This window comes from Limosilactobacillus agrestis (assembly GCF_014145585.1).
Taxonomy (GTDB): Bacteria; Bacillota; Bacilli; order Lactobacillales; family Lactobacillaceae; genus Limosilactobacillus; species Limosilactobacillus agrestis.
In genome coordinates this window covers 1-26767 of the sequence record NZ_JACIVF010000072.1, presented here as the reverse complement: position 1 = coordinate 26767, position 26767 = coordinate 1, and the positions used below count along the sequence as shown (strand labels likewise).

General features: G+C 37.2%; 31 protein-coding genes, 1 riboswitch and 1 other annotated feature. Of the genes, 18 read left to right on the top strand and 13 right to left on the bottom strand.

All coding sequences use genetic code 11. The annotated features are described in order from the left end of the window. Positions 1 to 13 precede the first annotated feature (13 nt). Positions 14 to 883 (bottom strand): LysR family transcriptional regulator, encoded by an 870-nt coding sequence (locus H5R88_RS08975; RefSeq protein ID WP_182578489.1) that lies wholly within the window; start codon positions 881 to 883, stop codon positions 14 to 16. Positions 884 to 999: 116 nt separating this feature from the next. On the opposite strand from H5R88_RS08975, the gene H5R88_RS08970 reads away from it, so the two are divergent. The 6 genes from H5R88_RS08970 to H5R88_RS08945 all read left to right on the top strand — a co-directional run bounded on the left by H5R88_RS08970 (position 1000) and on the right by H5R88_RS08945 (position 5731). Beyond that, complete coding sequence (locus tag H5R88_RS08970) at positions 1000 to 1530, top strand: DapH/DapD/GlmU-related protein (RefSeq protein ID WP_182578490.1); 531 nt, start codon at positions 1000 to 1002, stop codon at positions 1528 to 1530. A gap of 1 nt (position 1531) precedes the next feature. Continuing rightward, positions 1532 to 2497 carry an alpha/beta hydrolase gene (locus H5R88_RS08965; RefSeq protein ID WP_182578491.1) on the top strand — a complete coding sequence of 322 codons (966 nt, stop codon included), beginning with the start codon at positions 1532 to 1534 and terminating at the stop codon, positions 2495 to 2497. Next, positions 2498 to 3358, top strand: a complete 861-nt coding sequence (locus H5R88_RS08960; protein WP_182578492.1) for an alpha/beta hydrolase — start codon at positions 2498 to 2500, stop codon at positions 3356 to 3358. It abuts the gene before it with no gap. Positions 3359 to 3464: 106 nt separating this feature from the next. After that, the gene (locus H5R88_RS08955; protein WP_182578493.1) at positions 3465 to 4004 is read left to right on the top strand and encodes a phenolic acid decarboxylase; all 540 of its coding nucleotides are present in this window, start codon (positions 3465 to 3467) and stop codon (positions 4002 to 4004) included. Positions 4005 to 4046: 42 nt separating this feature from the next. Continuing rightward, complete coding sequence (locus H5R88_RS08950) at positions 4047 to 4577, top strand: PadR family transcriptional regulator (RefSeq protein WP_182578494.1); 531 nt, start codon at positions 4047 to 4049, stop codon at positions 4575 to 4577. 152 nt (positions 4578 to 4729) lie between these two features. Then, positions 4730 to 5731 carry a DUF1002 domain-containing protein gene (locus H5R88_RS08945; protein ID WP_182578495.1) on the top strand — a complete coding sequence of 334 codons (1002 nt, stop codon included), beginning with the start codon at positions 4730 to 4732 and terminating at the stop codon, positions 5729 to 5731. 51 nt (positions 5732 to 5782) lie between these two features. On the opposite strand, the gene H5R88_RS08940 is transcribed toward H5R88_RS08945, so the two are convergent. Beyond that, positions 5783 to 6772, bottom strand: coding sequence for an asparaginase (locus H5R88_RS08940; RefSeq protein WP_182600835.1), 990 nt, complete (start codon positions 6770 to 6772; stop codon positions 5783 to 5785). A 75-nt stretch (positions 6773 to 6847) separates the two neighbouring features. Further along, entirely contained in the window at positions 6848 to 7720 is an 873-nt protein-coding gene (locus H5R88_RS08935; protein ID WP_182600834.1) for a LysR family transcriptional regulator, read from the bottom strand. A 120-nt stretch (positions 7721 to 7840) separates the two neighbouring features. Between H5R88_RS08935 and H5R88_RS08930 the strand changes: the two genes are divergently transcribed. The 4 genes from H5R88_RS08930 (at position 7841) to H5R88_RS08915 (ending at position 10201) form a co-directional block, all read left to right on the top strand. Then, complete coding sequence (locus H5R88_RS08930; RefSeq protein WP_182600833.1) at positions 7841 to 8719, top strand: aldo/keto reductase; 879 nt, start codon at positions 7841 to 7843, stop codon at positions 8717 to 8719. Between the two features lie 72 nt (positions 8720 to 8791). After that, entirely contained in the window at positions 8792 to 9154 is a 363-nt protein-coding gene (locus tag H5R88_RS08925) for a HesB/YadR/YfhF family protein (protein WP_094509232.1), read from the top strand. Positions 9155 to 9255: 101 nt separating this feature from the next. After that, positions 9256 to 9927 (top strand): type 1 glutamine amidotransferase, encoded by a 672-nt coding sequence (locus H5R88_RS08920; RefSeq protein ID WP_182600832.1) that lies wholly within the window; start codon positions 9256 to 9258, stop codon positions 9925 to 9927. 97 nt (positions 9928 to 10024) lie between these two features. After that, complete coding sequence (locus H5R88_RS08915; protein WP_182578500.1) at positions 10025 to 10201, top strand: hypothetical protein; 177 nt, start codon at positions 10025 to 10027, stop codon at positions 10199 to 10201. Positions 10202 to 10346: 145 nt separating this feature from the next. On the opposite strand, the gene H5R88_RS08910 is transcribed toward H5R88_RS08915, so the two are convergent. The 8 genes from H5R88_RS08910 to H5R88_RS08875 all read right to left on the bottom strand — a co-directional run bounded on the left by H5R88_RS08910 (position 10347) and on the right by H5R88_RS08875 (position 18770). After that, on the bottom strand, positions 10347 to 10604 hold the full coding sequence (locus H5R88_RS08910; protein ID WP_182578501.1) for a hypothetical protein: 258 nt from the start codon (positions 10602 to 10604) through the stop codon (positions 10347 to 10349). Positions 10605 to 10797: 193 nt separating this feature from the next. Further along, entirely contained in the window at positions 10798 to 11352 is a 555-nt protein-coding gene (locus H5R88_RS08905; protein WP_182578502.1) for a TetR/AcrR family transcriptional regulator, read from the bottom strand. Positions 11353 to 11487: 135 nt separating this feature from the next. Next, entirely contained in the window at positions 11488 to 12786 is a 1299-nt protein-coding gene (asnS, locus tag H5R88_RS08900; protein ID WP_182600831.1) for an asparagine--tRNA ligase, read from the bottom strand. 19 nt (positions 12787 to 12805) lie between these two features. After that, positions 12806 to 13816, bottom strand: coding sequence for an aspartate--ammonia ligase (asnA, locus tag H5R88_RS08895; RefSeq protein ID WP_182578504.1), 1011 nt, complete (start codon positions 13814 to 13816; stop codon positions 12806 to 12808). Positions 13817 to 13880: 64 nt separating this feature from the next. Next, positions 13881 to 14133 (bottom strand) — a binding site (T-box leader). A gap of 48 nt (positions 14134 to 14181) precedes the next feature. Further along, the gene (locus H5R88_RS08890; protein WP_308182945.1) at positions 14182 to 14469 is read right to left on the bottom strand and encodes a GNAT family N-acetyltransferase; all 288 of its coding nucleotides are present in this window, start codon (positions 14467 to 14469) and stop codon (positions 14182 to 14184) included. Between the two features lie 121 nt (positions 14470 to 14590). Continuing rightward, on the bottom strand, positions 14591 to 15148 hold the full coding sequence (locus H5R88_RS08885; protein ID WP_182578506.1) for a folate family ECF transporter S component: 558 nt from the start codon (positions 15146 to 15148) through the stop codon (positions 14591 to 14593). A 54-nt stretch (positions 15149 to 15202) separates the two neighbouring features. After that, positions 15203 to 15301, bottom strand: a riboswitch (THF riboswitch). A 146-nt stretch (positions 15302 to 15447) separates the two neighbouring features. Further along, positions 15448 to 17982: a M1 family metallopeptidase gene (locus tag H5R88_RS08880; protein WP_182600830.1), complete on the bottom strand. Its 2535-nt coding sequence runs from the start codon at positions 17980 to 17982 to the stop codon at positions 15448 to 15450. Between the two features lie 146 nt (positions 17983 to 18128). Continuing rightward, positions 18129 to 18770 carry an SDR family oxidoreductase gene (locus H5R88_RS08875; protein WP_182600829.1) on the bottom strand — a complete coding sequence of 214 codons (642 nt, stop codon included), beginning with the start codon at positions 18768 to 18770 and terminating at the stop codon, positions 18129 to 18131. 217 nt (positions 18771 to 18987) lie between these two features. On the opposite strand from H5R88_RS08875, the gene H5R88_RS08870 reads away from it, so the two are divergent. The 3 genes from H5R88_RS08870 to H5R88_RS08860 all read left to right on the top strand — a co-directional run bounded on the left by H5R88_RS08870 (position 18988) and on the right by H5R88_RS08860 (position 22960). Further along, a complete protein-coding gene (locus H5R88_RS08870; RefSeq protein WP_182600828.1) occupies positions 18988 to 20310 on the top strand; it encodes a C1 family peptidase in 1323 nt (440 codons plus the stop codon). A 149-nt stretch (positions 20311 to 20459) separates the two neighbouring features. Continuing rightward, positions 20460 to 21635, top strand: a complete 1176-nt coding sequence (locus H5R88_RS08865; protein ID WP_182600827.1) for an MFS transporter — start codon at positions 20460 to 20462, stop codon at positions 21633 to 21635. Positions 21636 to 21646: 11 nt separating this feature from the next. Further along, positions 21647 to 22960 carry a hypothetical protein gene (locus H5R88_RS08860; RefSeq protein ID WP_182600826.1) on the top strand — a complete coding sequence of 438 codons (1314 nt, stop codon included), beginning with the start codon at positions 21647 to 21649 and terminating at the stop codon, positions 22958 to 22960. Here H5R88_RS08860 and H5R88_RS08855 read toward each other — a convergent pair. Beyond that, on the bottom strand, positions 22953 to 23405 hold the full coding sequence (locus H5R88_RS08855) for a winged helix-turn-helix transcriptional regulator (protein WP_182578512.1): 453 nt from the start codon (positions 23403 to 23405) through the stop codon (positions 22953 to 22955). The two genes, H5R88_RS08860 and H5R88_RS08855, sit on opposite strands and share 8 nt — an antisense overlap. A 64-nt stretch (positions 23406 to 23469) precedes the next feature. After that, entirely contained in the window at positions 23470 to 24072 is a 603-nt protein-coding gene (locus H5R88_RS08850) for a nitroreductase family protein (protein ID WP_182600825.1), read from the bottom strand. Positions 24073 to 24169: 97 nt separating this feature from the next. Between H5R88_RS08850 and H5R88_RS08845 the strand changes: the two genes are divergently transcribed. The 5 genes from H5R88_RS08845 (at position 24170) to H5R88_RS08825 (ending at position 26556) form a co-directional block, all read left to right on the top strand. Next, positions 24170 to 24481 carry a winged helix-turn-helix transcriptional regulator gene (locus H5R88_RS08845; protein ID WP_182600824.1) on the top strand — a complete coding sequence of 104 codons (312 nt, stop codon included), beginning with the start codon at positions 24170 to 24172 and terminating at the stop codon, positions 24479 to 24481. A gap of 128 nt (positions 24482 to 24609) precedes the next feature. Further along, positions 24610 to 25266 carry an NAD(P)H-binding protein gene (locus tag H5R88_RS08840; RefSeq protein ID WP_182600823.1) on the top strand — a complete coding sequence of 219 codons (657 nt, stop codon included), beginning with the start codon at positions 24610 to 24612 and terminating at the stop codon, positions 25264 to 25266. Between the two features lie 175 nt (positions 25267 to 25441). Next, a complete protein-coding gene (locus H5R88_RS08835; protein ID WP_182600822.1) occupies positions 25442 to 25879 on the top strand; it encodes a GNAT family N-acetyltransferase in 438 nt (145 codons plus the stop codon). 200 nt (positions 25880 to 26079) lie between these two features. Beyond that, positions 26080 to 26298, top strand: a complete 219-nt coding sequence (locus H5R88_RS08830) for a cytochrome b5-like heme/steroid binding domain-containing protein (protein ID WP_182600821.1) — start codon at positions 26080 to 26082, stop codon at positions 26296 to 26298. 12 nt (positions 26299 to 26310) lie between these two features. Further along, positions 26311 to 26556: a cytochrome b5 domain-containing protein gene (locus tag H5R88_RS08825; RefSeq protein ID WP_182578518.1), complete on the top strand. Its 246-nt coding sequence runs from the start codon at positions 26311 to 26313 to the stop codon at positions 26554 to 26556. The last annotated feature ends 211 nt before the right edge of the window (positions 26557 to 26767 follow it).

Sequence of the window (26767 nt, the reverse complement as noted above, 5' to 3'; positions counted from 1 at the left end):
GCAATAGTAAAACTCATTGCACTTCCTTTAAGTGGTTCAAGAAAACCTGCGCAACGTTAGATAATTGACGGTTTTTATTCCAAATGAGATTGTTTTGATCTGTAATAGTAGGTGTTAAAGGACGGAAGATAAGATTAGTTCCAGTGATATTGATCAGATTTTCATAGGTTAATGCAAGGCACGCTCCTGTCTCAACTAATAAACGAGCATTAAAAATTAAATTGTACTGGCCAATAAAGTTGTACTGGTCAATTAATGAACCAGCCCACACCCGAAACACATCCTGCTCTTTAGATTGAGCTGACGTAATAATAGGGACACCCTTTAGATCTTCCGGAGTAATCTTTTCCTTTTCTGCAATCGGCTGATCTTTTCGGACTAAGATTCCCCAGATATTCTTTTGCGGCAACCTAATTGAATGATAATCTAGGAGCTTTTCTGGCCCCATAACGATTCCAAAATCCAAGGTACCGTTATTTAAGCGCTGATAGATTTGATCGCTATCACCACTTACTAAGTTAGTCTTAATATCTGGATACTTTTTGATAATATCACCAATTACTGTCATTACTGGCTGAATAGCTGCACTTTCTCCTGCACCAATATCTAATGTTCCGCTAATGACATTTTGTGATTGCAGGTCGGTTTCAGTTTTGTCAACGAGGCCAGTAATCTCTTGCGCCCGTTCATATAAATAATAGCCTTCTTGGGTAAGTTTGATTTGTCGGTGTCCTCGTTCAAATAAAGTAATCCCAAGTTCCTTTTCAAGATCCATTAATTGTCGTGATAGTGTCGGTTGAGAAATATGTAATCTTTTAGCGGCATTTGAAATGTTCTTTTCTTGGACTACTTCAATAAAATACCTTAGTACACGGACTTCCATTTTAATCACTCCAATATGCTTTTTAACTATAGTATGCCATTAAATATAAGTATTTAACATTATTATAAAAACTCGATAAGATATAAACAATAATTTCAAGCAAAAGAGGGATGAAAATGAAGGAGATTCAGAAAGAAGAACTTGCGACAATCACGGCAACGGCTTTAAAAAATCAAGACTTACTTCAACAATTGAATAGTCGGTCAGCATCGCAAAGAGAAATTCGCCATGTCCTTAATGATGTAACTGGTCAAAAAATAGATGCCTCGGTTGAAATTCGTTTGCCGATCCGTAGTGATTACGGAGCTAACCTGAAAATTGGGAAACAAGTATTTATTAACAGTGGTGCGATGTTTACTGATCTCGGCGGAATTGAATTAGAAGATAAGGTTTTAGTCGGACCCAATGTAACAATTATTTCGGTAAATCATCCCCTTGATCCAGAAAAGCGACGCGGCGTTGAATTGAAATCAGTCCTCATTAAGGAAAAGGCCTGGCTTGGTGCAAATGCTACAATCTTACCAGGCGTTACAGTTGGTAAAAATGCTGTTGTTGCAGCGGGAGCAGTTGTTAGTAAAGATGTTCCTGCCAATACTGTTGTTGCGGGCGTTCCTGCTAAAGTGATTAAGAAAATCGGAGGCGAATAATATGTCATTTGGATACATTACACCATTATCAGCAAACGTAGAACGGCAAAGTATTAATTTTAAAAATCGTTATGGCTTAAAATTAGCTGGTGACCTTTATTATGCTAAGAATTTAGATATTAAAGAAAAGCACCCGGCTTTAATTATTGGTGCGCCCTATGGTGGGGTGAAAGAACAAGGACCAGCCGTGTATGGTAATGAACTTGCTCAGCGTGGCTTTGTTGTTTTAACTTTTGATCAAGCTAATATGGGAGATTCTGCTGGTGAGCCACGACGCGTTTCTTCACCAGGATTATTTGCGGAATCGTTTAGTGCAGCGGTTGATTTTCTTGGCGTTGACGTTCCGTTTGTTGATTGTTACAAGATTGGGGTTGTTGGAATTTGTGGTTCTGGTGGTTTTGCACTAGCGGCAGCTGCGGTGGATCCACGAATTAAAGCCGTTGCTACTGCATCAATGTATGATATTACTGATGTTCGTGGGATGATGAACCTAAGCGATGAAGAGTTACATAAAATGAAAGAAGAGTTAGCTAACCAGCGCTGGGAAGATTATGCAAACGGGATTCCTGAATATAAACCAAGTTTCCCAACTAAACCTTACCCGGATATTGATGCATTGCCAGAAAGCGATCCGATTACTAATGAATGGAATCGATTCTACGCTGTTCCTCGTGGTTTTCATGCTCATGCTCGTGGAAATTTCACTACTACTTCTAACCTTGCCATGATGCAATTTCCGGCGTTAGCTTATATTGACGAGATTTCCCCACGGCCAATTCTTTTTATTTTTGGTGACCATGCTCATTCACGTGCTTTCTCTGAGCGAGCTTATAAGCTAGCAAAAGAACCTAAAGAGATGTATGTTGTAGATGATTGTGAACATATTGACCTTTATGATCGGGTTGATAAAATACCATTTAATAAGATCAAACAATTCTTTGATGAAGCTTTTGTAAAGGAAGATTAGATGAAAAAGTATTCTCAATTATTATTAGGATTTGCTGTTATTTTAATTGGCTTATTAGGAATAAATTTGCGAGCGCATGCCGTAACCCATTACGTTCAGTCATCAACACCGACAATTTTTGTTCACGGTTGGGGTAGCAGTTCCCATGCTGAAGAAAAGATGGCCAATGCTGCCCGTGATGCCGGTGTTACGAAGACAATTGTGCGGGCAAACGTTGACAGAAAAGGGAAAGTAACATTTAACCATCAAATTCCAGCCAATGCCGTTAATCCGATTGTTGAAGTTAACCTTGAAGATAATAAATTAAGTGCATATCAAGATGATTACACGCAGGGTTATCATCATGGCGGTGAATATGTAAAAAATGTGGTATTAGTTTTAGAAAAACAACACCATTATAAGCAAATTAACCTTGTGGGCCATTCAATGGGAAATCTTGAAATTATCAATTATATTAATGACAATGTAAATGATAAAAGCCTTCCGCAAGTAGCCCACTTAGTAGCAATTGCAGGCCATTATAATGGATTGGTGGGCCAAAGCAATGTTCAAAATGCGAAGGTAAATTCCAAGACAGGCGAACCAGATAAAATGGATTCTTCTTATCGCGAATTACTTGGCTTACGACAAAGCTTTCCGAGAAATACAGCCGTGTTAAATATTTACGGGAATGTTGGGGACGGCAGCCACTCGGATGAGGATGTCCCAGTAAATTCTGCTAAATCATTAAAGTATTTAGTCAGTGATCGTGCCAAGTCATATCAAGAGGTTGAAATTCATGGAAAGAATGCCCAGCATAGTAAGCTCCACAATAACAGTCAAGTAAACCGTGAATTGATTAAATTCTTATGGGAAAAATAGTGTAAAAAGGAATGGAAAAGATGTTCATTCCTTTTTTATTTGACAATATGTCGATAACGACATAAAATAAAAGTGCATAGAGAAGAGAATTGAAAGGATGATCAAAATGACCGCAAAAATGTTTAAGACCCTTGATGATTTTCTGGGAACCCATTTTATTTATACTTACGATAATGGTTGGGAGTATGAATGGTATGCTAAGAATGATCATACTGTTGATTACCGTATTCATGGTGGGATGGTAGCAGGCCGTTGGGTAAAAGACCAAGAAGCAAATATTGTAATGTTAACAGAAGGTATTTATAAAGTTGCTTGGACTGAACCAACGGGGACAGATGTAGCACTTGACTTTGTTCCAAATGAAAAGAAACTTAATGGAACAATCTTTTTCCCAGCATGGGTAAAGCAACATCCTGAAATTACGGTAACTTTCCAAAATGAACATATTGATCGGATGCATGAAGCACGCGAAAAATATGATACATACCCTAAGCTAGTCGTTCCTGAATTCGCCCATATCACTTATATAGGAGACGCTGGTCAAAACAATGAAGATGTAATTTCTGAAGCACCATATGATGGAATTACTGATGATATCCGCGAAGGACGTTACTTTGATGAAAATTACCGCCGAATCAATAAATAATTAGTATAATAAAGGAAGAATTAACAGTTGGAGGGCTTCACAATGCCAAAAAAACGGATTCTTCCTTTTATTATTTTAGGGATTATTAATAACCGTCCGCACATTACCGGGCGCGAGATTACTGCTGAATTTGAAACTGAAATTGGCGATTTTTGGCGCGCATCGCATAGTCAAATTTATCCAGAATTAAAAAGAATGGTGAATGATGGTTGGATCGCTGCTTCAACTAGTCAAGAAAATGCAAAGGAACGGTATTATCAAATAACGTTAGAAGGGCAAGAAGTCCTAAATCATTGGCTTGATCAATTAGTAACAGACCTTCCGATTCACGAAGATTTATTTTCGTTAAAACTATTTTTTATTAAGGATAAAAAAGATAAACGAATTCCTCAACTGATTAATCGGCAACTTTTGTTATTGGAAAAAGAATTAAAATATCTTCAACGACGATTAAAGCAAGTTTTTCCTAATAAGACTGCTATTAAAAGTAATTATGGACACTATTTAATTCTGACACGAGCTATTTCACGAACAAAAGGACAAATAGCGTGGTTGAAAGAGATAGGAGAGTAAGGATGAAAAATGTAATAAACGTTTTCTTTTCAAGATTAACCCATCAGCTCAATCATTAAACTGTGGTAAAGAAAATAAAATCTGCTAGTATTTGCGCGAGTTTTTCTTTATTATTAACGTAAATTAAATTCGTTTTAAAAGGAGTATATAAAGTGCGCTCAAATAAGTTAACCAAGATTCTAATTACTTCTACTTTGACATTGTCTTTATTGGCAGTGCCGATTAGTCAATCAACTGTTTTCGCAGCTGAAACAACTAGTGAAAATACAAGTAGCAGTTCAACTACCCAGACTCATACGTTAAATAAATCATATGTTGTATACGGAGCAGGGGCAGCAGATAGAAGTGAATTAAATAATGTATTAGCAGTTGATGATAATTTTACAACGTTAACTGCTACTGCCAGTGATTATCAAAAGTATATCAATCCGAATGGTTCCACCACTAATGCTGCCATGGTTAGTTCAGTATCAATTGTTCCCACCGATCCAGGCTCTGGGATTAAAGTTAACGTGAAGAAATTTAATGGTGAGGATAATATTACAAAAGTAACCGCTCAGCAATACGCAATGGTCGCTCAAATGGCTGGTGTTACAGATGTTACTATCACTGTTAGTGCTAACCGGGCTGTTTCTGGTGAGTCAGCTTTAACAGGTGTATATAAAGCAATTGCCGCAGATGGTGTTAGTTTAAATGCGCAAAACACTCAATCGGCCAACCAAATGTTAACCGCCACAAATGGGGCAATTGAAGCTAATAAGGATGATAGTAAATATCCTGGTAAATTGATGGCGGCAGTTGGTGATACCACTAAGGAAATTAACCAACAAAAGAAACAAGGAACTACTCCAACGCAAAATCAAATTCAAGTAATCTTTAATCAAAAACTTGAAGAGCGAAATATTTACAATGAAACGAAAAATCATGAACAACCGATTATCAACGCGCTTGTTCAGTTTAATAATGCTCCAATTAGTTCAAGCAAAGATTATAGCTCACACGTAACCGATACGATTAATAATGTAAAGAATTCATCAGGGGATATGATGAATAAAGCTAAAAAATTCTTGAATTCTCAAGATGGGCAGGCAGTTAAACAACAAGCCCAGTCTTGGTGGACACGATTTGTTAACTGGATCCGTAGTTGGTTTTAAGTAAAATAAGAGGCAGGTGAAAACTAAATTTTCATCCTGTCTCTTATTCGTTTAATCTAAAGTTACTTCACCAGCAACATCAGTATTGAAGAAGTCTGTAATTTCTTTAACATCCATTCCTTGACCAAGACCCCACATCAATTTAGTGATGGCACTTTCAGAAGTCATATCTCGGGCGCTAATGGCTCCTTCCAATAGTGCGAGGCGACCAACCTCGTATTTTGTTAAATCGCTTCGTTCATAAAGACACTGACTTGAAGTAATAATTGGGATACCATTCCTAATTAATTCACCAACTGCAGCAACCATATTTCGGCGAATAGAGGTCATTCCGCCAAGGCCATACGCTTCAATCACAATCCCATGACAACCATTTTTAGCCATCGCATGAAGTAACGCTGGATCAAATCCAGGGAAAAGCTTTACCAGTGAGACATGGGTATCGATCTTAGTATTTAATTGACTTTTACCAGGTTGGGGATGTCGGTGATCTCTAATGGAAAAGCCATCGGAAGTAACTTCTCCTACTGGTGGAACATTTACGCTTTCGAAGGCATCAAAGGCGGTTGTCCGCACTTTAACACTTCGACAGCCACGCATTACTTTACGATTAAAAGCAATATAGACTCCTGGTTCGCAGTTAGCAGCGGCCGCAAAGGCAAGGCGTAAGTTATCAGGAGCATCACTAAGGATCACATTCATTGGCACTTGACTACCAGTTAATACTATGGGGATGTCGATATGTTGAAGCATGAAAGTTAGCATTGAGGCGGTATAAGCCATCGTGTCTGTACCATGTGAAACGACTATCCCGTCATAGTCATTACGATGATCATAGATAGCCTCGGCAATAATTTTCCATTCTTCTGGCTGGATGTTAGATGAATCTAATTCGAGAATGTCACGAACAGTAATGTTGTATTCCAGTCGACCAAGCATTTTAATTAATTCTTCACCAGACTCGCCTGGAGCTAGTCCTTCATCAGAGACAACCGATGCAATAGTTCCACCGGTTGAAAGAAGTAATAATTTTTTCGTCATTTTTAGTCACCATGATTCATTTTTATTAATATTTTAAATAGGGATTTTCATTGAAACAAGTTAAACGCCTATAATTTAACTTAAATTGGGCCAACTTTGGCTAAGTTCATTAAGTAGGGGCGTTAAGGAACTTTTTTGTTTCTTAAGATAGTTAGCATAAAACGTCATTGTTGCAGCTTCGTCAGTAATGGGAAGTCTGACACGATTGTCGTCTGAAGTACGTTGTCGTGGATTAATTGTTGTTATATTAGTGCTAAAGTATGGGAAACTGGAATATTTTGTGATTTCAGTAAGTGCGGCCCATTCTTCTTGATATAAAAATTTAGCATTTGGAATATGTTTTTGGATAATTTCTTTCCACGGTCCAATATCATTCAAAACAACAAAACTTAATCCGGCTAGATCCTTAAATGAAACCTGTTGCGAATTAGCAAGATACATAAATTTATCAAGATTAACATAGAGATTTTCAGTACCTAAATAACGAGATTCAATTTGATCAGTTTGAATCTCTTGGTCGCTGATAATTAGTGAATTTTCACTATTTAAAAGTGAAGTGGTGATTTGTTCAGGAGTAATAAACTGCTCATCAATCGAAATTTGTGTAGAGAAAGATGCATTTTTTGTGTGAAGAAGAATTAACGGTCCAGGAGCAATTGATGCAATTTTAATTAGTGTTTGTCGTACAGCATAATTTTGAAGCTGCTGCACAAAATTGCGGTTGACGGCGAGAACCTCAGTAGCTTTTTCAGCAGCTAGTTTTCCGGTATCAGTGAGGACAATTCGATTTGGGTGGCGGTCAAATAATTGAATCCCAAGATTATCTTCTAATTTTTGCATTCCGCGTGTAACGGTTGGCTGGGTAACGTTAAGTTTTTCAGCAGTTTTAGCAAGTGTTTTTTCATTGGCGAAGGTTACTAATTCTTCAAGCAAGTAATTGTCGATCATTAGACCACTCCTTAACAGTATACATTAATTGTATACTACCATGTAAAGGTAGTAATTTTCAATTTGTAAATTAGCAATTAATATATAGACAACAATTAATTACGGAAAGGGAGAATTATTATGACAAACGTACCAACAGTAAAACTAAATAATGGGGTAGAAATGCCAACCCTTGGATTTGGGGTATTTCAAGTTCCAGACTTAAGTCAAGCTGAACAAGCAGTTACCGATGCCCTTGAAGTCGGTTACCGTTTAATTGATACTGCTGCTGCTTACCAAAATGAAGAAGCAGTTGGAAAGGCAATTAAGAATAGTAGCGTAAACCGTGAAGATATCTTTGTAACTTCTAAGTTATGGGTATCTGACTTTAACTATAAGCGGGCTAAAGCGGGGATTGATGCTTCACTGCAAAAACTTGGTCTTGATTACATGGATCTTTATCTTCTCCACCAGCCATATGGAGATACAATGGGTGCCTGGCGAGCATTACAAGAAGCACAAAAGGAAGGTAAGATTCGCGCAATCGGTGTATCGAACTTCTACGCTGATCAATTAAAGGACCTTGAATTAACAATGTCTGTTAAGCCAGCAGTCAACCAAATCGAGGTCAACCCTTGGTATCAACAAGACCAAGAAGTTAGGTTTGCGCAAAGTGAAGATATTCGTGTTGAAGCATGGGCACCATTTGCTGAAGGTAAGCATGATATCTTTACCAACGAAACAATTGCTGAGATTGCTGCTAAATATGATAAGAGCAATGGTCAAGTAATTCTTCGCTGGCTATTACAACGTGGCATTACCGTCATTCCTAAGTCAGTTCATAAGAATCGGATGGAAGAAAATATCAATGTCTTTGATTTTGAACTTTCTGATGATGATATGAAGAAGATGGCTAGTCTTGACAAGAATGAAAGTCAATTCTTTGACCACCGTGATCCGGTTACGATTGAACAAATTTTTGGATCCAGTTTAAAGATGGTTCAAGATGACGAAAAATAAGGGTTTCACTAGCCTTTGTTTATGGATCAATTTATAATTAGAACAATTATTAACATCCAAGGAGTGATTGAAATGCAATTAATTATTACTGATCCTGCTAGCAAGTGGTTCCAACAAAAATTTAACCTTACTAGCGGTGATGGAATAAAATTTTATGGTAAAACAATTCAACCACACAATGTTAAACATGGTCCTAAGCAGGGATATGAACCTGAATCGACGCTCGATGAGGCAACAATCGTCATAGAAAAAGATGGTATCAATTACCATGTTAACTTTACGGATGCTTGGTTCTTTTCCGGACTAGTTGTTACTGTTGATTATCCGCAAGGGACTGAAGAGCCAATTTTTATTTTTAGCCGTGAAGATAACAGTGAAGCAGATGTTGATGCTGCAACTGGGGCATCACGAAAGTATGAAGAATACTGGGAATAAAAACTATTGTTAGGCCGATGATTTGATGTTATAACAGTAATATCTTAGGTACTTGCAGGCGATACCTAGCACAACATTGCCGTCGACGGAAAGGATATTCGATGAGAATCAATGTTTTGCAACATACGCCAAATGAAGGACCAGGAACAATTCAAGAATGGTCACAGGATCGTGGACATGAGATGTATATTTATCATCCATATCAGTTTGGTAATTTGCCGACTGCTGACGAGACCGATCTGTTGATTATTCTTGGCGGTCCCATGAGCCCGAATGACGATCTACTGTGGATTAAGCAAGAACGAGCTTTAATTCAGCAACTATTGGATGCTCATAAGCCAATTTTTGGTGCGTGTTATGGGGCCCAGCAGATTGCGAAGACACTCGGTTATACCGTCAAAAAGGCACCACATAAAGAAGTTGGTTGGGCACCGGTGTATCTAAAAAGCGATATTATTTCTGATATTCCTCCAAAATTAACTGCATTACATTGGCACGAAGAGATGTTTGAAGTTCCAGCTCAAGCTGACTTATTATTTAGTAGCGACTTAGTTAAAAACCAAGGCTTTGTTATGAACGGTAATGTAATCGGACTTCAATTCCACTTTGAGCCGACAGCAGATAATGTTCGCGAGATTGCTGTAAATGATAATCGATATCCATTAGACCATAATGATCTTCACCAAAATGGAAGAGAAATTATTCAACATGGCGTTCCGACTGAAAATAAGCGAGTTATGTATCGACTATTGGATTTTATCGCAAATAATTAGGCGCAAAATTATTGTTAATACGAATATGTTTCTAAAATAAAGAAGCGAAGTTGGTTTTAACCAGCCTCGCTTCTTTATTAAGGATGAGGATTATGAAATGATGATTAGCTTTGTTAATGCATGGCTAACTTTTGCGAAAAAACATCACCTTACCTTTGTTATTGAAGGAATCTCAAATCGGCAATTAGCTAAAAAATTTGCTGGAAATCCGATTATCCTTCAACAAGGATTTTATTGGGGAAAGGAACAACATATTTTAATGAAGAATAATTAATTTAAGCAATGCTAAATTGTATAGCTTTGTAGTACAAATAGACGTCAATCATCAGGGAGATCTGGATGGTTGACGTCTATTTAATGCTTACGAAATTATAATCGATTTTGCATTTGGTTTCTGAATTTTATTGATCTGGATTTTTTTAGTTGTTTTGCCGATAACCAAAGTAGAATTGGATGCAAGCAATGACCACGTTAACCCAGTTTATCGTTAAGAACCATGGAGTTATGCCACCTGCATCATGAGTGACGCCGTAGTATACCCAAAAGCCAATTATAATGGCCGCAACGTTAATCCAGGCAAAAGTTTTTTGTAATGATTGGTTGTTAAGCTGGAACCACATCCAAATAACATTAACAATAAACCAAATAGCTAAAATCCAAAAGAAAGTTTGAAACATAATAACTGCCTCCTTTAATGAATCCTAAGAAATTAGGAACGATTATAACTTATATTAATGATTGCTGTTCCCTAACTTCTTTACATTGTCTATTTTAAGGCGGTTTAATATAAGAACAATCGTTAATAAATCGTAGAATGTCGTTTAAGCGACAATATAAAAAAATCTGTCACATTAGCTGACAGATTTTTAATTATTGAATAATTAAACTAATAAGTTTTCGTAGTTCGGCTAAATCTTGTTCAGTAGGTTGGACATTATTTTTAGCGATAAAACTAATCATGTCAATATAGAAATTTCCAATAATTGAAATATCAAGATTAGTAAAGTTGATAGGAAGCTGATCTTGAATAATGGTAATAAATAGTTCTTGTAGGCGATTTTTAAAACTATTTTGGTCATATTGAATTGATAGGAGAGCGAGAATTGCTTCGCGAGCGGCTAAAATTTCTGCAAAATCTTTGCTCTTATAAAAGTCACTTAAAAGAGGAAGTGAATGATCTTCATTCTGAAGACTTTGAATTCGGTGACAAATGATACCCTTAAATATTGCTAATAGTTCATCATTTAGTTGCTCAGCTAAATCGTATTTATCTTGATAGTAGTTATAAAAGGTTTGACGATTAATAATTGCTTTTTCAGCGATTCCCTTAATTGTAACGTTAGCAAAGCCCTTTTCGTTTACTAATTTTACAAAAGCTGTTTTAATTGCTCTTTTAGTTCGTTGTACTCTTAAATCTTCCGCCATGAGGCCAAAAAAGTCCTTTCTTCTGAATTAAACATTGTTAATTTATAATATAGGAAAATTAAAGTTGGGAAAATTGCGTAAATTTCCAAAACTAAAAAGATGAGACCTAGAATTTTAGTCTCATCTTTTTCATTATTAAGGGTTCAAACGGTTAAGCATCCGTGGGAATGGGATGTTTTCACGAATGTGATCTTGCAGAGTAATCCAAGCAAGGAATCGTTCAAGTCCCATTCCAAATCCAGAGTGCGGAATTGAACCGTACTTCCGTAAATCGTCATACCAACCGTAATCTTCTTTACTTAAGCCGTTTTCTTCAAGCTTGTTTGTGATGTATTCGTAATCGTAAGAACGTTCAGAACCACCAATGATTTCACCATAGCCTTCTGGAGCAAGCAAGTCCGCACAGATGACTTGGCGAGAATCCTCAGGGTCTTCAGGCATGTAGAAGGCCTTGATTTCTTTAGGATAGTTCAAGATAAATACAGGCTTTTGGAATTGATCCGCCAAGTAGGTTTCTTCTGGTGAACCAAAGTCAGCACCGTATTCTACATCAAAGCCACCTTTTTGAAGCATTTCAATTGCTTCTTTATAGGTGATCCGTGGATATGGTAATTCAGTAAATGGCTTTAAGCTTTCTACACTACGACCTACCATTTCAAGTTCGCGTGCACAGTGGTCAATTAAATCTTGGACTAGGTAAGCAATGTATTGCTCTTGAATCTTAAGACTTTCATCTTGGTGCATCCAAGCCATTTCTGGTTCGATCATCCAGAATTCCATTAAGTGACGACGGGTCTTTGATTTTTCAGCACGGAAAGTAGGACCCATTGTGTAAACTCGACCTAATGCCATGGCACCAGCTTCTGCATATAATTGACCAGATTGTGAAAGGTAGGCAGAACGATCGAAGTAATCAGTTTCAAATAATTCGGTAGTCCCTTCAGGAGCACTTCCAGTTAATTCAGGAGCATCAAATTGAGTAAATCCATGCTTTTCGAAAAATTCCATTGTCGCAAGCTTAACACGACTACGAATACGCATTAATGCCCATGGCTTGCGAGAACGTAACCATAAATGACGGTTGTCAAGTAAGAAATCAATTCCATGCTCTTTGTTTCCAATAGGGTAGTCTTCACTTTTGCCGACAATATCAAAGTCTTTGATGTGAATTTCATAACCAAACTTTGAACGCTTGTCTTCAGCAATCTCACCAGTTACCCAAAAACTAGTTTCTTGGTGTAAATCATGTTTAGCAGCATCAAATTTTTCTTCAGGAACATCATTTTTACGGATGATTCCTTGGAAAAATCCAGTTCCATCCCGGAGTTGCAAGAATGCAATCTTACCGCTTGAACGTTTATCAGTTAACCAAACACCAATTTTAACTGTTTCCCCAACATGTTTTGGTGCTTCACTAATTGTAATAGTTTCCACTTTTATACTCTCCCTTAAATTATAGAATTTGAATGTGGTTTTCTTCACACTTCTTAATCATATCTTCTGGCCAAATACTTGCCTGTACTTCTCCAATATGAGCTTTACCAAGAAGGAGCATACAGAGGCGCGATTGACCAATTCCTCCACCAATTGTATATGGTAATTCGCCATTGAGCAACATTTTATGGAATGGTAATTTTTTCCGATCGGTAGCACCGGCTTGTTCAAGTTGGTATTTCATTGATTCTGGACTAACCCGAATGCCCATACTTGAAATTTCAATCCGGCGTTGAAGAGGTTCATACCAGAAAATAATATCACCGTTTAAGCTCCAGTCATCGTAATCCGGTGCTCGTCCGTCGTGAGGCTTACCACTGCGTTGCAACTTGTCACCGATCTTCATTACAAAAACAGCACCAAGTTCTTTAGCAATCTTATCTTCCCGTTCAAGCGGAGTGAGGTCTGGCCACCGATCTTCAAGTTCTTGCGTTGTAACAAAATGAATTTCATCTGGTAAATGATAAACCGCTTGCGGGAACTTATACCAAACTTCATGTTCCATATGCTTAATCACTTTAAAAATATCACGAACGGTATCCTTTAAGGTTTCTTCTGTTCGTTCATCTTTACTAATGATTTTTTCCCAATCCCATTGGTCAACATAAATTGAGTGGAAGTTGTCGAGGTCTTCTTCTTTACGAATAGCGTTCATGTTAGTGTAAAGTCCTTCGTGCATTTTGAAGCCATACCGCTTAAGAGCAAGACGTTTCCATTTAGCAAGGGAATGGACAATTTCAACAGTTTCCCTTGGCATATCTTTCATTTCAAACGAGACTGGTTGTTCAACACCGTTTAAGTTATCATTCAATCCGGTGCTCTTTTCAACAAACATTGGTGCGGACATCCGTTGAAGGTTTAGTTCTTTCCCAAATTCGTCTTGGAAAGTTTCACGAATATAACGAATGGCAGCTTCAGTTTCTCTAATTGAAAGACGTGGATCGTAATCTTTTGGAATAGTTAAGTCCATAATAGACACTCCTTAAATAATAGATTTAGGAATGAATTAAAAAAGCCCTTCGTTCCCCTTATAATCAAGGGACGAAAGGCTTTTTTCCGCGGTACCACCCAAATTGTCTAGTATAAAACTAGGCCTCCTCAAGAGCACATCATGCTCTGCCGGTGAGGTAACGGTCCGGATCCGACCAAGCCTACTTTAAGTAAACTTATTTGGGTTGGCAGCACTCGCGAAAGTGTTATTCACTAGCGTAGGGTCGACTGGTTTCTCACTATCACCAGTTCACTGAACGAATACAACTAATTACTCTTCTTTCTCATCGCTTTTTTATTTTGTTAATTGTATTTTAACCTAATTCTTTTAAAATGCAATACTTTTTAAAGGATTTTATTTATCCATGTCATTTCGGCTTCTAAATTATCATGTTTAGTAATGTGGAAACCATTATGCTGATAGAATTTAACAGCCCGTTGGTTTTCTAAATATACATCTAAAACAAGACAGTGATATTTCTTTTTGGCGACATTAAGTAAAGTGGTACCGATATGTTGTGATTGATACTCTTTAGCGATAAATAAACCAGCAATATAATTTTCTTGAAGGCCGATAAAACCTTGGATATTGCCATTATCAGTTACAGAACAATAAACGTCTGCGTGCTGAATTGCATTTTAAACGTTAGGTAAATTTTGGTACCAAAATTTAGCAGAGATAAATGGATGAGCATCTAAATTAGTATTTAACCAAATATCCATGACTTTTTTGATATCAGTTGTTTTCATTTTTCTAATCATAATTTTTAGGAATTAAATTTAATCGTGATAATTGACGAAGAATAGCTAGGACAACCAAGGATTCAATGGGCCAAGTAATCAACTCTTTTGGCAAACGAATAAAGAGAAGAGCCATGAAGGTGTGATTACTACTACTAGAACTTAGGCTCATAAGGTAGAGCCATAAGGTAGTTCCAATAATATTGGTAAGTAAAATTTGGAAAAATTCATATATTAAAATTCGTTGCCAGCTTATCTGTTGCTGGTATAGGAACATTCCAGCAATTACACCAGAGATAAACGCTGAGAGGGTAAAGCCGGGAAAGAACAAGCTTCCTGAATTTAAAATAGTATTACTTATGATATCAGATACGACCATTGACCATCCACCAATCCATGGCCCAAGACAATAGCCAATAAGCGCAGTGGCAATAAAACCAAAACTAAACTTTAAGACCGCTGGATCACCAATTGAAAGTTTATTTAAGATTACCTGCAGTGCGATTAACATAGCAGCTAGAGTCAAATTCTTTGTAGTAAAGCGTGGTCCAGTAAACGATAACGAAGACATATCAATCCACTCCCTTTTAAAATTTTTGTTAGGGAACACATTGACGTTTCCGTTTATGGTGAATGCGGAATAACAAAGCAGCTAGTTATTAGCCTCCTTCTAACGTTCACATTCCGTTCCGTTAGACAATAACTCTGAGATCCCTACCCCAACAGTAGTAATATATTCTAAATGTCTTTATTAATCAAGTTCAAACATGTGATTTTATTTTTACCATGTTTTAATTTCCCGGAATTAGATTATTTGTTAATGAGCATAATTAGAAGTAAAGATTGTAAATTAAAGACGAGCAACTTAAATTATGATTGTTGAGCAATTGCCTTGTTAACGGCTACTTGTTCTTTATTAATTAAATTAACCTTGCTTTCAATTACGCTGATATCCATTTTAATTTCCCGGGTTAAGCCTGGTGTATTAAGTTTAGGTTCAAAGAAATCTTTGAATTCACTCAGCCGTTCAGGAGTATGGAAAACACCGGCTGTTACTGTGATGAAGGTAGCAAATTCCATATCGCCACCAACAGTATCATTTAACCATTGCCAATCATCACGAAGCCAATTCCAGGCAGCCTGTTGGCCGGCTTTATTGGCAAGGAGGCCACGATACCATGCTCGTAAGTCTTGTGGTTTGATAACATCAGCATTTTCAAAGTAACCAACAACTTTTGCGATTAATGCTGGATCGGTAGTATTTGGTATTGCCATTCGTAAGTCTTGTTTAAAGCTTGCATCGGCTGTTTGTTGGTAAGCTTTTATCAATTTATCGAATAATTCAGTATTTCCAAAATTCTGGACTTCATTTTTGAGAACTAACCCACGAATATCTGCCGAAAGGGACTCTAGTTTATCTTGATTTTCGATGAAGATTTGATGAGCTTGCGTAATTGCATCATTATTACGTGCAAATAGTGAAGCGCTAAGAATATAAGGACGCGTTAGTTGATCATCATTGCTTTCACCAGCTTTAGGCAACCACCCAAGCCGCTTTACCTGGTCTTTACTTAATAAATCAAAGAATTGTCGTAGTTCTTGCTCAGCAGGGGAATCAGGCTTAGCAAACATTTTAAGACTATTAGCAATTTGGTATAGTTCGGCGTTAACAATTGCAGAAGTACTATCTTTAAATTGCTTTAATAATGGAATCAATGATGCATAGGATACTTGTTGTCCTTGGGCAAGTAACCGTAGATCCTGAAGAAGTTGACGTTGGGTAATCGGGTCTAATTCATCAGCGTGATCTAAAATATCGTTGAGCAACGGTTCGTCATATTTTACGATGAAGTGTGAATTATTACCAAGATTTAAGCGGAATGGTTGACTATTCTTATTACGCAATGCTTGATAATTTCCAAGATTGAGTTTTTGTTCAGCCATAATTTGGGGAGCTTCATCATAGTTACTATTGAGTGGAATTTGCCATTGACGGTCAACATCTTTACCGTCACCAATAAAGAATTGCTTTTGTGACAATACTAAGTCGCCATCAGCATTAATTTTTGCTGTTACAACAGGATAACCTGGTTGTTCAAGCCATGAATTCATGATCTTTCCAATATTAAGCCCCGATGCGTCGCCAAGAGCTTTCCATAAGTCAGCTCCGGTTGCATTACCGTATTTATGAGCAGCAAAATAATTCTTAAGACCTTCTCGTAACGCTTCGTCACCTAACAGAGCCCGGACCATTACTAACATTCGTGATCCTTTAGCGTAAACAATTGCACCATCGAATAGGGCATCAATTTCAGCTGGATTATTAACATTAACATGAACGGATTGAACACCATCAGTTGCATCCCGTTGTAATGCCATTGGGGCTTCTGAAGTTTGGAAGAGTTCCCAAATGTGCCAATCAGGTTGGAGGGCATCAACGGCAACATATTCCATCATATTAGCAAAACTTTCATTGAGCCATAAATCATCCCACCACTTCATTGTGACAAGGTCCCCAAACCACTGGTGAGCTAGTTCGTGCGTAATAACAGTTGCAACTAATTGTTTCATTTCAAGGGAAGTATTGTCTGGATCAAGTAATAAGTAGGCTTCCCGGTAGGTCACTAACCCCCAGTTTTCCATTGCACCGGCAGAGAAATCAGGTAAAGCTAACTGCCATGAATGTGGGAGCGGGTAAGGAGTTTGATAGAAATCCTCGTAAAAGTCGATTGCCCGCTTAGCGATGTCTAATGCAAAATCAAGTTCCTTGGGTTGGTGCGCTTTCGTTGCGAATACACCTACTTTAACGCCACCCTTTGTCTCAGTAATTTTACTTTGAAGTTCTCCAAAGGCAAAGGCAACAAGGTAAGTTGACATCCGCACAGTTGGTTCAAAGTAGTGAATACCATTTTCAACATGATCTTCTGGCATGTTAGCAATAATAGTTTCACCAGGATGTTCATCAAATTTGATTGCTAGACTGAAAGTAGCTTTGGCCTCTGGTTCATCGACACAGGGGAAAGCTTGCCGCGCGAAAGTTGTTTCAAATTGGGTCCCGATAATTTGCTTTTTTTCTCCATTTACCTCATAGTACGATGGATAAATTCCCATCATTGAATCAGTTAACTTAGTATTATAAGTTACAGTAAAAGTTACTTTACCTGTTTGAGGAAGGGTAATCCGAACTGCCTCAGCGTCATTATCAATCTTAAAGTCTAATTCTTGACCGTCTGCTTGAACGCTAGTGATCTGCAAGTTCTTTTGGTTAATTGCAATTTGCGGATCAGTTGCGTTACCAGTGATAGTTGTTTTTCCATTAATTGTTTTCTCTGCACGATTAATATCGATAAAAACATCATAATGGTCAGGTTGGAAAGTATTATAAAAGCGTTCGAGTTTTGCCATGTAAAAGATTCCCTTCTTAATTTGTTTTTAATGTTTATTATACGGCTGATGAAAAGAATTAGCTAAACTATTACCTGATTTTAGAATAGAAAAAAGTTGTAGACCAATCTTATGTTATTTTAGACTGGCCAACAACCTGTAAAAAATTAAATTTTATCTAGCGCTTCTTCAATCGGCGTATCTCCACTCCGCATCATGATAACATGACCGATTGTATTATCATGTTGTAAAATATCGGCCAAAGTCTGGGCAACGTCTGGAATCGGATTAGAGGTTGCAGAACCTTCACCAATTTGAATTTTACCGGTACCGGGTTCTTCAGTTAAGGTAGCGGGTTGAAGGATAGTGTAGTCAAGCTTTGTATTTGAGATAAGATAATTATCGGCAAAGAACTTGGCAACATTGTAGTCCATGATTGAAGCTAATGATGGAATTTTTGACCATCTTTTAGGTTGTAAAGCATAGAGAGAACTTAACATGATGTAGCGTTTAATCCCATCTTTTTCGGCAGCTTGCATTGTTTTAACTGCACCCATAGCATCAGTTTGCAGTAAATCTTTACCACGTGATCCGGCAACAAAGTAAACTGCATCCATGCCGTTCATCAATTTAGCGAGTTTTTCAACGCTATCATGTAGGTTAAATTCAACAGCAGTAACGTGGTTTAACTTAATAATTTTTTCCGAATGGCGAGCACCAGCAGTAACTTCATTACCGGTAGCAACTAAATCTTTAATTAAGTCAGTAGCAACACGGCCTGAGCCGCCGACAACAAATACTTTCTTCATAACTAATCGACCTCCTAGAGGAAATTTTAACGCAGTTTCTACAATTTATAATTAAAAAAGACTTACTAGATATGATTTTAGCTTACTTTTTATAAGCAGTAAAGGATTAGCAGTGATTTGAAATGTCAAAGCTTTAATTAAATAATTTTGCCTAAAATGCGGTATCATTAATAGTGTATAAATCATTTTAGAATTTTAGGTAAAGAAGGGATTTATTGTGACTGAAGAACACGATTTAACCTCAAAAATGGTTGAAAAATTAAAGAAAGAATTTCATTCACGTAAAGATGCGGAAATTATTGCTCGGGCAATTCAAAAAAATGGGATTAAAGCTGCGAGTGAAGATCCAACGGCAAGTGAACGACTTCATCGAGCATTTTCTTATGAAATTAAGACGGGAAAGCCAACCAACCAGCGTCATAGTGGACGTTGCTGGTCTTTTGCAGCTTTAAACACCCTACGGCATAAGTTTGCAACAAAATATAAGTTCAAGGACTTTGAATTGTCACAAAATTATCTGTTTTTCTGGGATCGAATTGAACGGGCAAATATGTTTTTCCAAAAGATTATTGCAACTGCTGATAAGCCTTTGCATGATCGAACCGTTGATTTCTACCTTAGTTTTGCATTAAATGATGGTGGGCAATGGGCTAATGCTGCTTCTATTATTGAGAAATATGGTGTTGTTCCTGAATATGTAATGCCTGATACGCATAATACTAAGGATACTTCAGATGTTGCTGAAGTATTTGATAGCCTAATGCGTAAAGATGCAATTGAATTACGGGCAATGGTACAAACTAATGCAAGTGCAGTGGAATTACAGGAAGCACAAGAGCGAATGATGGGCGACGTTTATAAGATTGCGGCTTACTCATTTGGTGAACCACCTGTAAAATTTGATCTTGAATATCGGGATGATGATAAGAAGTTCCATCAAGTTCTTGGGTTAACACCATTAAAGTTCTATCATGAATACTTTGATACAAATTTAAGTGACTATGTTGTAGTTACTAATGCACCTGATCACGAAATGGACCGAAGCTATTTAATGCCAGCTCAGGATAGTGTGGTTGGTGGCTTGCCAATTAAATTTGTTAATGTTCCTTTTGAAGAATTGCAAAAGGGAGCTATCAAACAATTACAAGCTGGCGAAACGGTGTGGGTTGGGAATGATGTTCTCCAACAAATGGACCGTAAGCGGGGCTTGATGGATGCAAAATTATATCATCGAGAGGAATTACTTGATGTTGACTTTGTAATGGATAAGAAGCATCGTTTGGAAACTAAGCAAGCCGTCGTTTCTCATGCAATGACATTAACAGGCTTTGACATGGTAAATGATCAACCTACACGATGGAAGATTGAAAATAGTTGGGGCAAAGATAATGGCGATAATGGATACTTTGTAATGACCCAAGATTGGTTTGAAGAGTATACTTATGAAGCTGTAATTAATAAGAAATACCTTAGCGATCGAGTAAAGAAAGTAGCTGACAGTGAACCCGTTACTCTACCAGCTTGGGATTCTTTGCAGTAAAATATAAATAGTGAAGTACACACGGAGAGGTTGGGAAACAAAACCCAATCTCTTTATTTATTTCCTGGGAAATCATTTAACTTCCCCAAATAGTTGTATGATAGTAGTTAGAATTTAATTAAAATCATACAAAGAAAGCAGGAAAATTGATGGCGAAGGAAAAATCGATTTTTACAAAAGATGTTGTACTTGTAATGGCGGCCTCATTCTTTTTTATGTTTAGTAATATGTACTGTAACCCATTGATTAACGGTTATGCTCAAGATTTAGGCGCATCAAGTGCTTTTGCAGGTATAATCGTTGGAATGATGAGTATTGTTTCAATGTTTTTGCGACCAATTGCTGGTAATATGACTGACCGGTTTTCAAAGTATTCCTTAGCTTTTTGGGGTGGCATATTGTGCTTTATTGGGGTTGCAGGTTATGTATTAACGCCTAATAGCACATTCCTGTTAATATGTCGTTTGATTAACGGGTTGGGATTTGTATTATGTACAGTTTGCATGACAACGTGGCTATCATATTTAGTGCCATTTAATCATGTTGGCGAAGCAATGAGCTTTTATGGACTGATGAATGCTTTGGCAATGGCGTGTGCCCCCGCTGTCTCAATTAATTTGTATCGAGTTATTGGTTATCGAGCCGCAATGGTAATTTCTGCATTATCGGCTTTACTGGTTGTTGTCACAATTCAGTTTGTCAGTAACCGCGCTCAACCAGCAGCACACTCTGTAAAACAAAGAGGTTTCCATATTAAAATCATTCAGCGGGACGCTATTCCAGTTGCCCTTTTAACCGCTTTATTTGCGATCCCATATTTTGCAACGCAGGCAGATATTGTTGAATATGCTGAACAACGTCACTTACCGATTGCTGTCGGTGCTTATTTCTTGATCTATGCTGTCGTTCTTTTACTTAGCCGGCTATTCTTACGAACTCAATTTGATACTGTTCGTTTTGAACCATGGTTAATTTTAAGCACGGTTGCAACAATCTTTTATCTTATTATGTTAAGTGTTATGAAAAATAATATCGAAATGGCATTGGCAGCTGCTGGAATGGCATTTGGCTATGGGATTATTTATTCCGTCTGTCAATCAACAGCAATGATGTTAGCTCCAGATAATGAGCGCGGTTTAGCGAGTTCGACATTCTTTCTCGGCCTTGATATTGGAATGACGCTCGGTCCAATTATTGGGGGGATTATTGATAGCACGTTACCTGTGAAATATTTTTACCCCGTAATGCTATTTATTGTCCCGCTAGTTATTATTACTTTTCTAGTAAACCGAAAGAAACTGAATAGTGCAATTGACCAGCATTAGAGGCAATGAAAATGAAAAAATTAGAAAAGTTGACTGGTGTCTGTAGTTTATTATTAAATTTAATGCCTTTTTTGCTGTATATTTCTCTTACTAAAGAACAATCTGATATCTTTGTTGGTGCTTTACCCTTCGCTATTTTTTATGCTTTTCGGCATACGATTTTATTATTTTGTCGCGATTTAGAATACGATTATCAGCGTCTTGCCTGGATTGGTCTTTATAGTGGAATTATTGGTTACTTTTTAGGGATGTTTGGTGGATTTCAACCGATCTTCTGGGATTTGTCGGGTGTAGGTGCAGGAATTGCTTCCCAACTATTTCCAACCGCAATAAGTCAGCGTAAACGATTAATAAAACAAGGACTATTACCTAAACAGGACCATCTTAAACCGATCTTTCAAGTTGTTATAGTTTTGATCGGTGTTGGAATAATTGTGTGGGTAAAGAAGCCAGTAATTAGTTTTACTTTAATGTTGATTGTTACTTTTGGCGCAATGGGATCGATTTGGAAAACACCCCACGCAATTCGTCCGCTACCAGTTCGTTTACATTGGTCTAATTACTTACTAGCATTAATTTTACTTGGCGCAATGTTACTGTTACGATTGGGGAGAAGTTTGGGCTTTGGGAAACCACTTGAATGGGGAACCGCTCTTTTATTGATTTTTCTCATTACAATGATCCTTGCCTTACTTTTAAACCATCGCCGATTACTTCATTATCCAAATCATTTACGACAACGAATAATGCTTTATGGAGTTTGTGGTCAGTATTGGACCTTATATAGTACCGTTTTTATTGGCATCTTGTATGGCACAAGGATGTATTCTTGGACAATTGTTGCTTACTTATTTGCTTTCGTCTTTGGCGGGATACTGGTAAAGCAAATAAATCGCTTGTTGCGTTTTAAGGATTACCAAATTAATCTAGTAATGATAATATTTGGAATTCTTTTAACATTCTGGCTACCAACATATTTTATTGGCGTATTTATTATCCGTAGTTTTGCCGGTGCAGAACGTAAAATAGCAATTGACGACTATGAGGAAGTAACCCATAATTATAGTATTTCTTCGATTGTCAATTATTACTATGCATCACTTGCGGGGATAATTTCCCAATTAGTAATGTGGGGAAGCTTATTTATTTTCGCTGGACCAACGGGAATGAATAGAATTTTTGGCGCTTTTTCAGTGGGAAAAACAAGTGCCCAAAGCTTTTCAATTATCATGAGTACCCATCTTATTCTTGCGGGTTACATGATTATATTTATAATGGCGTTGCTTTTTAGATTGAAGAATACCAAAAAGCAAGAACTTAGATAGAAATATCTTTGTTCTTGCTTTTTACAATTTCCTGTTTCCAATGATTAAGATGTTTTTTAGTGATAACACACAAACCATCATCGCCGGCCTGTTTCATTTCGTCAGTACACATGATTTTAGCGTCACCAGTTTGTTTTGCTCTGTTTTCACCCCAGTAATTTAAATAACGAAGGGCAGCATAAAGATTTTCACCCTCAGGAGTTAAGCGATATTCAACGTGGGGAGGGATTGTATTGAAACTTTTACGGATAACGAGGCCGGCATCTGACATTTCACGAAGTTGGTCACTCAAGACTTTATACGAGGTACCTAGTTGCTTAACTAGTTCACTTGTCCGTCGAGGATGATCAGCTAAGAGATAAAGAATAACAGACTTCCATTTACCGCCGATGATTGCTAGAGCGTAGTCTGCTCCAGTATTATACATTCTAGGTTGCCGTTCCATTAAAATTCCTCCTTTGACGTTTATGATAATTATATAACGTTAAAGAGGGAGAAGAAAAATCAGTTTACTTGATTAATTTGAACATCTCGTCTTCATCAAGGTGAGCCTTTTCTCCAGCTGGTGCCTCAATTGACCCAAATGGCATTTCAGCACGCAATTGCCAATCGGCTGGAAGATTAAATGTTTGATGAATGTCATCATCAATCAATGGGTTATAATGTTGAAGACTAGCGCCGATTCCTTGTTCTGCGAGTGCTGTCCAAACAGCTTGTTGAGCACCACCGAGGCCTTGTTCAGCCCAGTTTGCAAAATTAGCTGCATATGATGGATAATCATTCTCTAATTGGTGCACAATTGCAGTATCAGTAAAGTAGAGGATCGTTCCATAACCAGCTTTGAAACTGTCAATCTTTGCCTTTGTTTTTTCAAAAGCATCTGGACTCTTAGCAATTTTACGTAAAGCATCTTCAACGATTTCCCATACTTTATCTGATGACTTGCCAAATAATACGACTGCTCGTACTGTTTGACTATTGAATGCAGTTGGTGAGTTTTTGATTGTTTGCTTAACCAAATCAAAAATTTCTTCAGGTGTTTGTGAAAGATTATCACCAAGCGCATAGATTGAACGACGAGTTGCAGTTAAACTATTAAATTGTGAATTCATAATAATCACTCCCGTACATTTATTTACTTACTAATAGTAACCCGAATATAAAAATATACAAGAAGTGAATTATATTTCACCAGAGAAAGGAGAAAAAATGGCTGAAAAAGATTGTCCAATTGAAAATACGTTTAAATTAATAAACGGAAAGTGGAAAAGCGTAATTATATATCAAATTAGTAAATATGAGCCTTGTCGTTTTTCAGAGCTGCAAAAATTAATCCCTGATTGTTCCAAGAGAATGTTGGCTCTTCAACTAAAAGATTTAGAGGAAGCAAGCATTATTCAAAAGCATGTTTATTCGACAGTGCCCCCTAAGACTGAGTACACATTGACGGAAGTAGGAAAAAGTTTGGTACCAATAATTAGGTCAATTAACCAATGGGGCAAAAAATATACTAAAAAATAAAATTTTGCTAACTGCTTGGCGATCAATTATATCTTACTTGGATGTAACTGCCTTGCTTGTAAGTGCTTACTTTTAATTGATGTAGGGAATTGTATACTAAAAGTAGAATTTATGAGGAGGTAAAAGTGATGACAAAGGAAATTTTGATTCTGGGAGCGACGGGGAAAATTGCTGGATACGCAATTGATGCCTTATTAGCAAATGGTAATGATGAATTATTATTATTTACCCGGCATCCACAAAATATGAAGATTATCGATGAAAATCGCGAAACAGTTATTAAAGGGGATGTCCTGAATATTGCTGATCTAGAGCCAGCGATTGAACGAGCAGACGCGGTTTATGCTAATCTCCGAAATCCTGAAATTACGCGACAAGCTAAAAATATTGTTAGTTTGATGGAAAAATATGCTGTAAAGCCGTTAGTCTGGATTTCATCGATTGGGATCTATGATGAAGTTCCGGGTAAATTTGGTGAATGGAATAATGAGATGTTAGGTGGTGGCCAAAAAGATAGTTATTTGGGAACTTACCGTAGCGCTGCTGATGTAATTGAAAATTCAACCCTTGATTACACGATCATTCGTCCAGCTTGGTTAACAGATAAGGATGAAGTTGATTACGAAATGACTGCAAAGGGGGAATCATTCAAAGGTACCGAGGTATCACGAAAGTCGATTGGTAATTTTGTCGCGAAAATTATTGATGATCCGGCCCCATATGCACGAAAAAACTTTGGTGTGAATAAACCTAATACAGACGGAGATAAACCAGCATGGTATTAAATCTTTAATTGCAAGCTAAATTAATTCATTGTATACTGATAGTGAATAATGTAATAATAACTCGTCTTTAGTCCCCGGATTAAAGATATTAAGAGTACTAGCCAACTTCTACTAGGGCCTGTCATAATGACATGAAGAAGTTGGTTAGTACTCTTTTATTTTAGGAGGTTTTAATATGAATGTTGAAGTAAAAACATTAAATGAGATGACACCTCAAGAGTGGTGTAGGTTAGCAGAAGAACGGATAAAAGTATTTGTGGTTGAACAAGAATGTCCTTATCAAGAAATCGATGAACAGGATTATTATGCTCACCATTTAATGTTAAAGGACGAGCAAGGTGAATTAGTGGGTTATACGCGAATTATGGCTAAGGATGATACTCATTCCACTTTTGGTCGCGTATTAGTTTTAAAGCAATTTCGTGGACATAAATATGGACGCCAGCTAGTTCGGGCGACAATCGATGAAACTAAGCGTCTTTTCCCAAATAAGGCAATTCAGATCCAAGCCCAAGCATACCTTAAAGAATTTTACGCATCGTTTGGATTTAAGCCAGTTTCAGATATTTATCTTGAAGATAATATTCCGCACTTGGATATGGTATTGGATTAATTATGAAGAAAATACTAACAGAGTAGTGATTTTAAGTTAAAGTAAGATAACGTAGAACTAGCTTAGCCTATTCTTTGTCGAAATTTTTATTATTTATAAAATTAAATCATTGTGTTTCTAGTCATTGGAGTGTTTTTAGTTTATTTATTAAATAATAGTGTTATATTTAACATAATAATGAACTTTAGGAGGAACAACTCATGGCTGAGAAGACATTTACACGAGATGAATTAGCTAAGTATAATGGTGATGGTGAAAGGCCACATTACATGGCAATCGATGGGCTAGTTTATGACATTACAGATGCTTCTAAAAAAGGAATCAGCATAAAAAAGTTGATGGAAGTCGTTTTTGGCCGTTCAAAAGAAAAAGATGAAATTCTAAAAAAGTTAACAGTTGTGGGGAAATTAGCTGATTAAGGAGTAGGTTGGATGGCAAATCAAACATTTACCAGAGATGAGTTGCGTAAATATAATGGCCAGAATGGAGCAGCTGCATATATTGCAATCGATGGAATCGTTTACGATGTGACTCATAGTCCTGCTTGGAAAAATGGGCTTCATCATGGATATCAAGCCGGTTATGATTTAACGGATGCACTGTATAAGGTTTCTCCCCATAAAGACCGCGTATTGGCAAATCTACCCAAGGTGGGAACTTTAGTGGGAGAAGAATAAATAGCAGGAACTCTCTGAAGTGCCCTACAATTGTTAGACAAGAAATCTAATGATTGTGAGGCACTTTTTTATATGACCAAATATAAAACAGAACTGAAAACCCAAATTGTTCAAGAATACCTTTCGACTTCACAAAGTACTAATGATTTAAGTAAGAAATATCAAATTAGTGGGCGACGTATCGCAGAATGGATTCAGAGATACCAATTGA

Excerpts from the sequence above, each read along its gene's own strand:
- H5R88_RS08975 (WP_182578489.1), bottom strand. The coding sequence starts at position 883 with ATGGAAGTCCGTGTACTAAGGTATTTTATTGAAGTAGTCCAAGAAAAG.
- H5R88_RS08970 (WP_182578490.1), top strand. The coding sequence starts at position 1,000 with ATGAAGGAGATTCAGAAAGAAGAACTTGCGACAATCACGGCAACGGCT.
- H5R88_RS08965 (WP_182578491.1), top strand. The coding sequence starts at position 1,532 with ATGTCATTTGGATACATTACACCATTATCAGCAAACGTAGAACGGCAA.
- H5R88_RS08960 (WP_182578492.1), top strand. The coding sequence starts at position 2,498 with ATGAAAAAGTATTCTCAATTATTATTAGGATTTGCTGTTATTTTAATT.
- H5R88_RS08955 (WP_182578493.1), top strand. The coding sequence starts at position 3,465 with ATGACCGCAAAAATGTTTAAGACCCTTGATGATTTTCTGGGAACCCAT.
- H5R88_RS08950 (WP_182578494.1), top strand. The coding sequence starts at position 4,047 with ATGCCAAAAAAACGGATTCTTCCTTTTATTATTTTAGGGATTATTAAT.
- H5R88_RS08940 (WP_182600835.1), bottom strand. The coding sequence starts at position 6,772 with ATGACGAAAAAATTATTACTTCTTTCAACCGGTGGAACTATTGCATCG.
- H5R88_RS08935 (WP_182600834.1), bottom strand. The coding sequence starts at position 7,720 with ATGATCGACAATTACTTGCTTGAAGAATTAGTAACCTTCGCCAATGAA.
- H5R88_RS08930 (WP_182600833.1), top strand. The coding sequence starts at position 7,841 with ATGACAAACGTACCAACAGTAAAACTAAATAATGGGGTAGAAATGCCA.
- H5R88_RS08925 (WP_094509232.1), top strand. The coding sequence starts at position 8,792 with ATGCAATTAATTATTACTGATCCTGCTAGCAAGTGGTTCCAACAAAAA.
- H5R88_RS08920 (WP_182600832.1), top strand. The coding sequence starts at position 9,256 with ATGAGAATCAATGTTTTGCAACATACGCCAAATGAAGGACCAGGAACA.
- H5R88_RS08915 (WP_182578500.1), top strand. The coding sequence starts at position 10,025 with ATGATGATTAGCTTTGTTAATGCATGGCTAACTTTTGCGAAAAAACAT.
- H5R88_RS08910 (WP_182578501.1), bottom strand. The coding sequence starts at position 10,604 with ATGTTTCAAACTTTCTTTTGGATTTTAGCTATTTGGTTTATTGTTAAT.
- H5R88_RS08905 (WP_182578502.1), bottom strand. The coding sequence starts at position 11,352 with ATGGCGGAAGATTTAAGAGTACAACGAACTAAAAGAGCAATTAAAACA.
- asnA (WP_182578504.1), bottom strand. The coding sequence starts at position 13,816 with ATGGACTTAACTATTCCAAAAGATTACGATCCACGTCTTTCAATTAGA.
- H5R88_RS08885 (WP_182578506.1), bottom strand. The coding sequence starts at position 15,148 with ATGTCTTCGTTATCGTTTACTGGACCACGCTTTACTACAAAGAATTTG.
- H5R88_RS08880 (WP_182600830.1), bottom strand. The coding sequence starts at position 17,982 with ATGGCAAAACTCGAACGCTTTTATAATACTTTCCAACCTGACCATTAT.
- H5R88_RS08875 (WP_182600829.1), bottom strand. The coding sequence starts at position 18,770 with ATGAAGAAAGTATTTGTTGTCGGCGGCTCAGGCCGTGTTGCTACTGAC.
- H5R88_RS08865 (WP_182600827.1), top strand. The coding sequence starts at position 20,460 with ATGGCGAAGGAAAAATCGATTTTTACAAAAGATGTTGTACTTGTAATG.
- H5R88_RS08860 (WP_182600826.1), top strand. The coding sequence starts at position 21,647 with ATGAAAAAATTAGAAAAGTTGACTGGTGTCTGTAGTTTATTATTAAAT.
- H5R88_RS08855 (WP_182578512.1), bottom strand. The coding sequence starts at position 23,405 with ATGGAACGGCAACCTAGAATGTATAATACTGGAGCAGACTACGCTCTA.
- H5R88_RS08850 (WP_182600825.1), bottom strand. The coding sequence starts at position 24,072 with ATGAATTCACAATTTAATAGTTTAACTGCAACTCGTCGTTCAATCTAT.
- H5R88_RS08845 (WP_182600824.1), top strand. The coding sequence starts at position 24,170 with ATGGCTGAAAAAGATTGTCCAATTGAAAATACGTTTAAATTAATAAAC.
- H5R88_RS08840 (WP_182600823.1), top strand. The coding sequence starts at position 24,610 with ATGACAAAGGAAATTTTGATTCTGGGAGCGACGGGGAAAATTGCTGGA.
- H5R88_RS08835 (WP_182600822.1), top strand. The coding sequence starts at position 25,442 with ATGAATGTTGAAGTAAAAACATTAAATGAGATGACACCTCAAGAGTGG.
- H5R88_RS08830 (WP_182600821.1), top strand. The coding sequence starts at position 26,080 with ATGGCTGAGAAGACATTTACACGAGATGAATTAGCTAAGTATAATGGT.
- H5R88_RS08825 (WP_182578518.1), top strand. The coding sequence starts at position 26,311 with ATGGCAAATCAAACATTTACCAGAGATGAGTTGCGTAAATATAATGGC.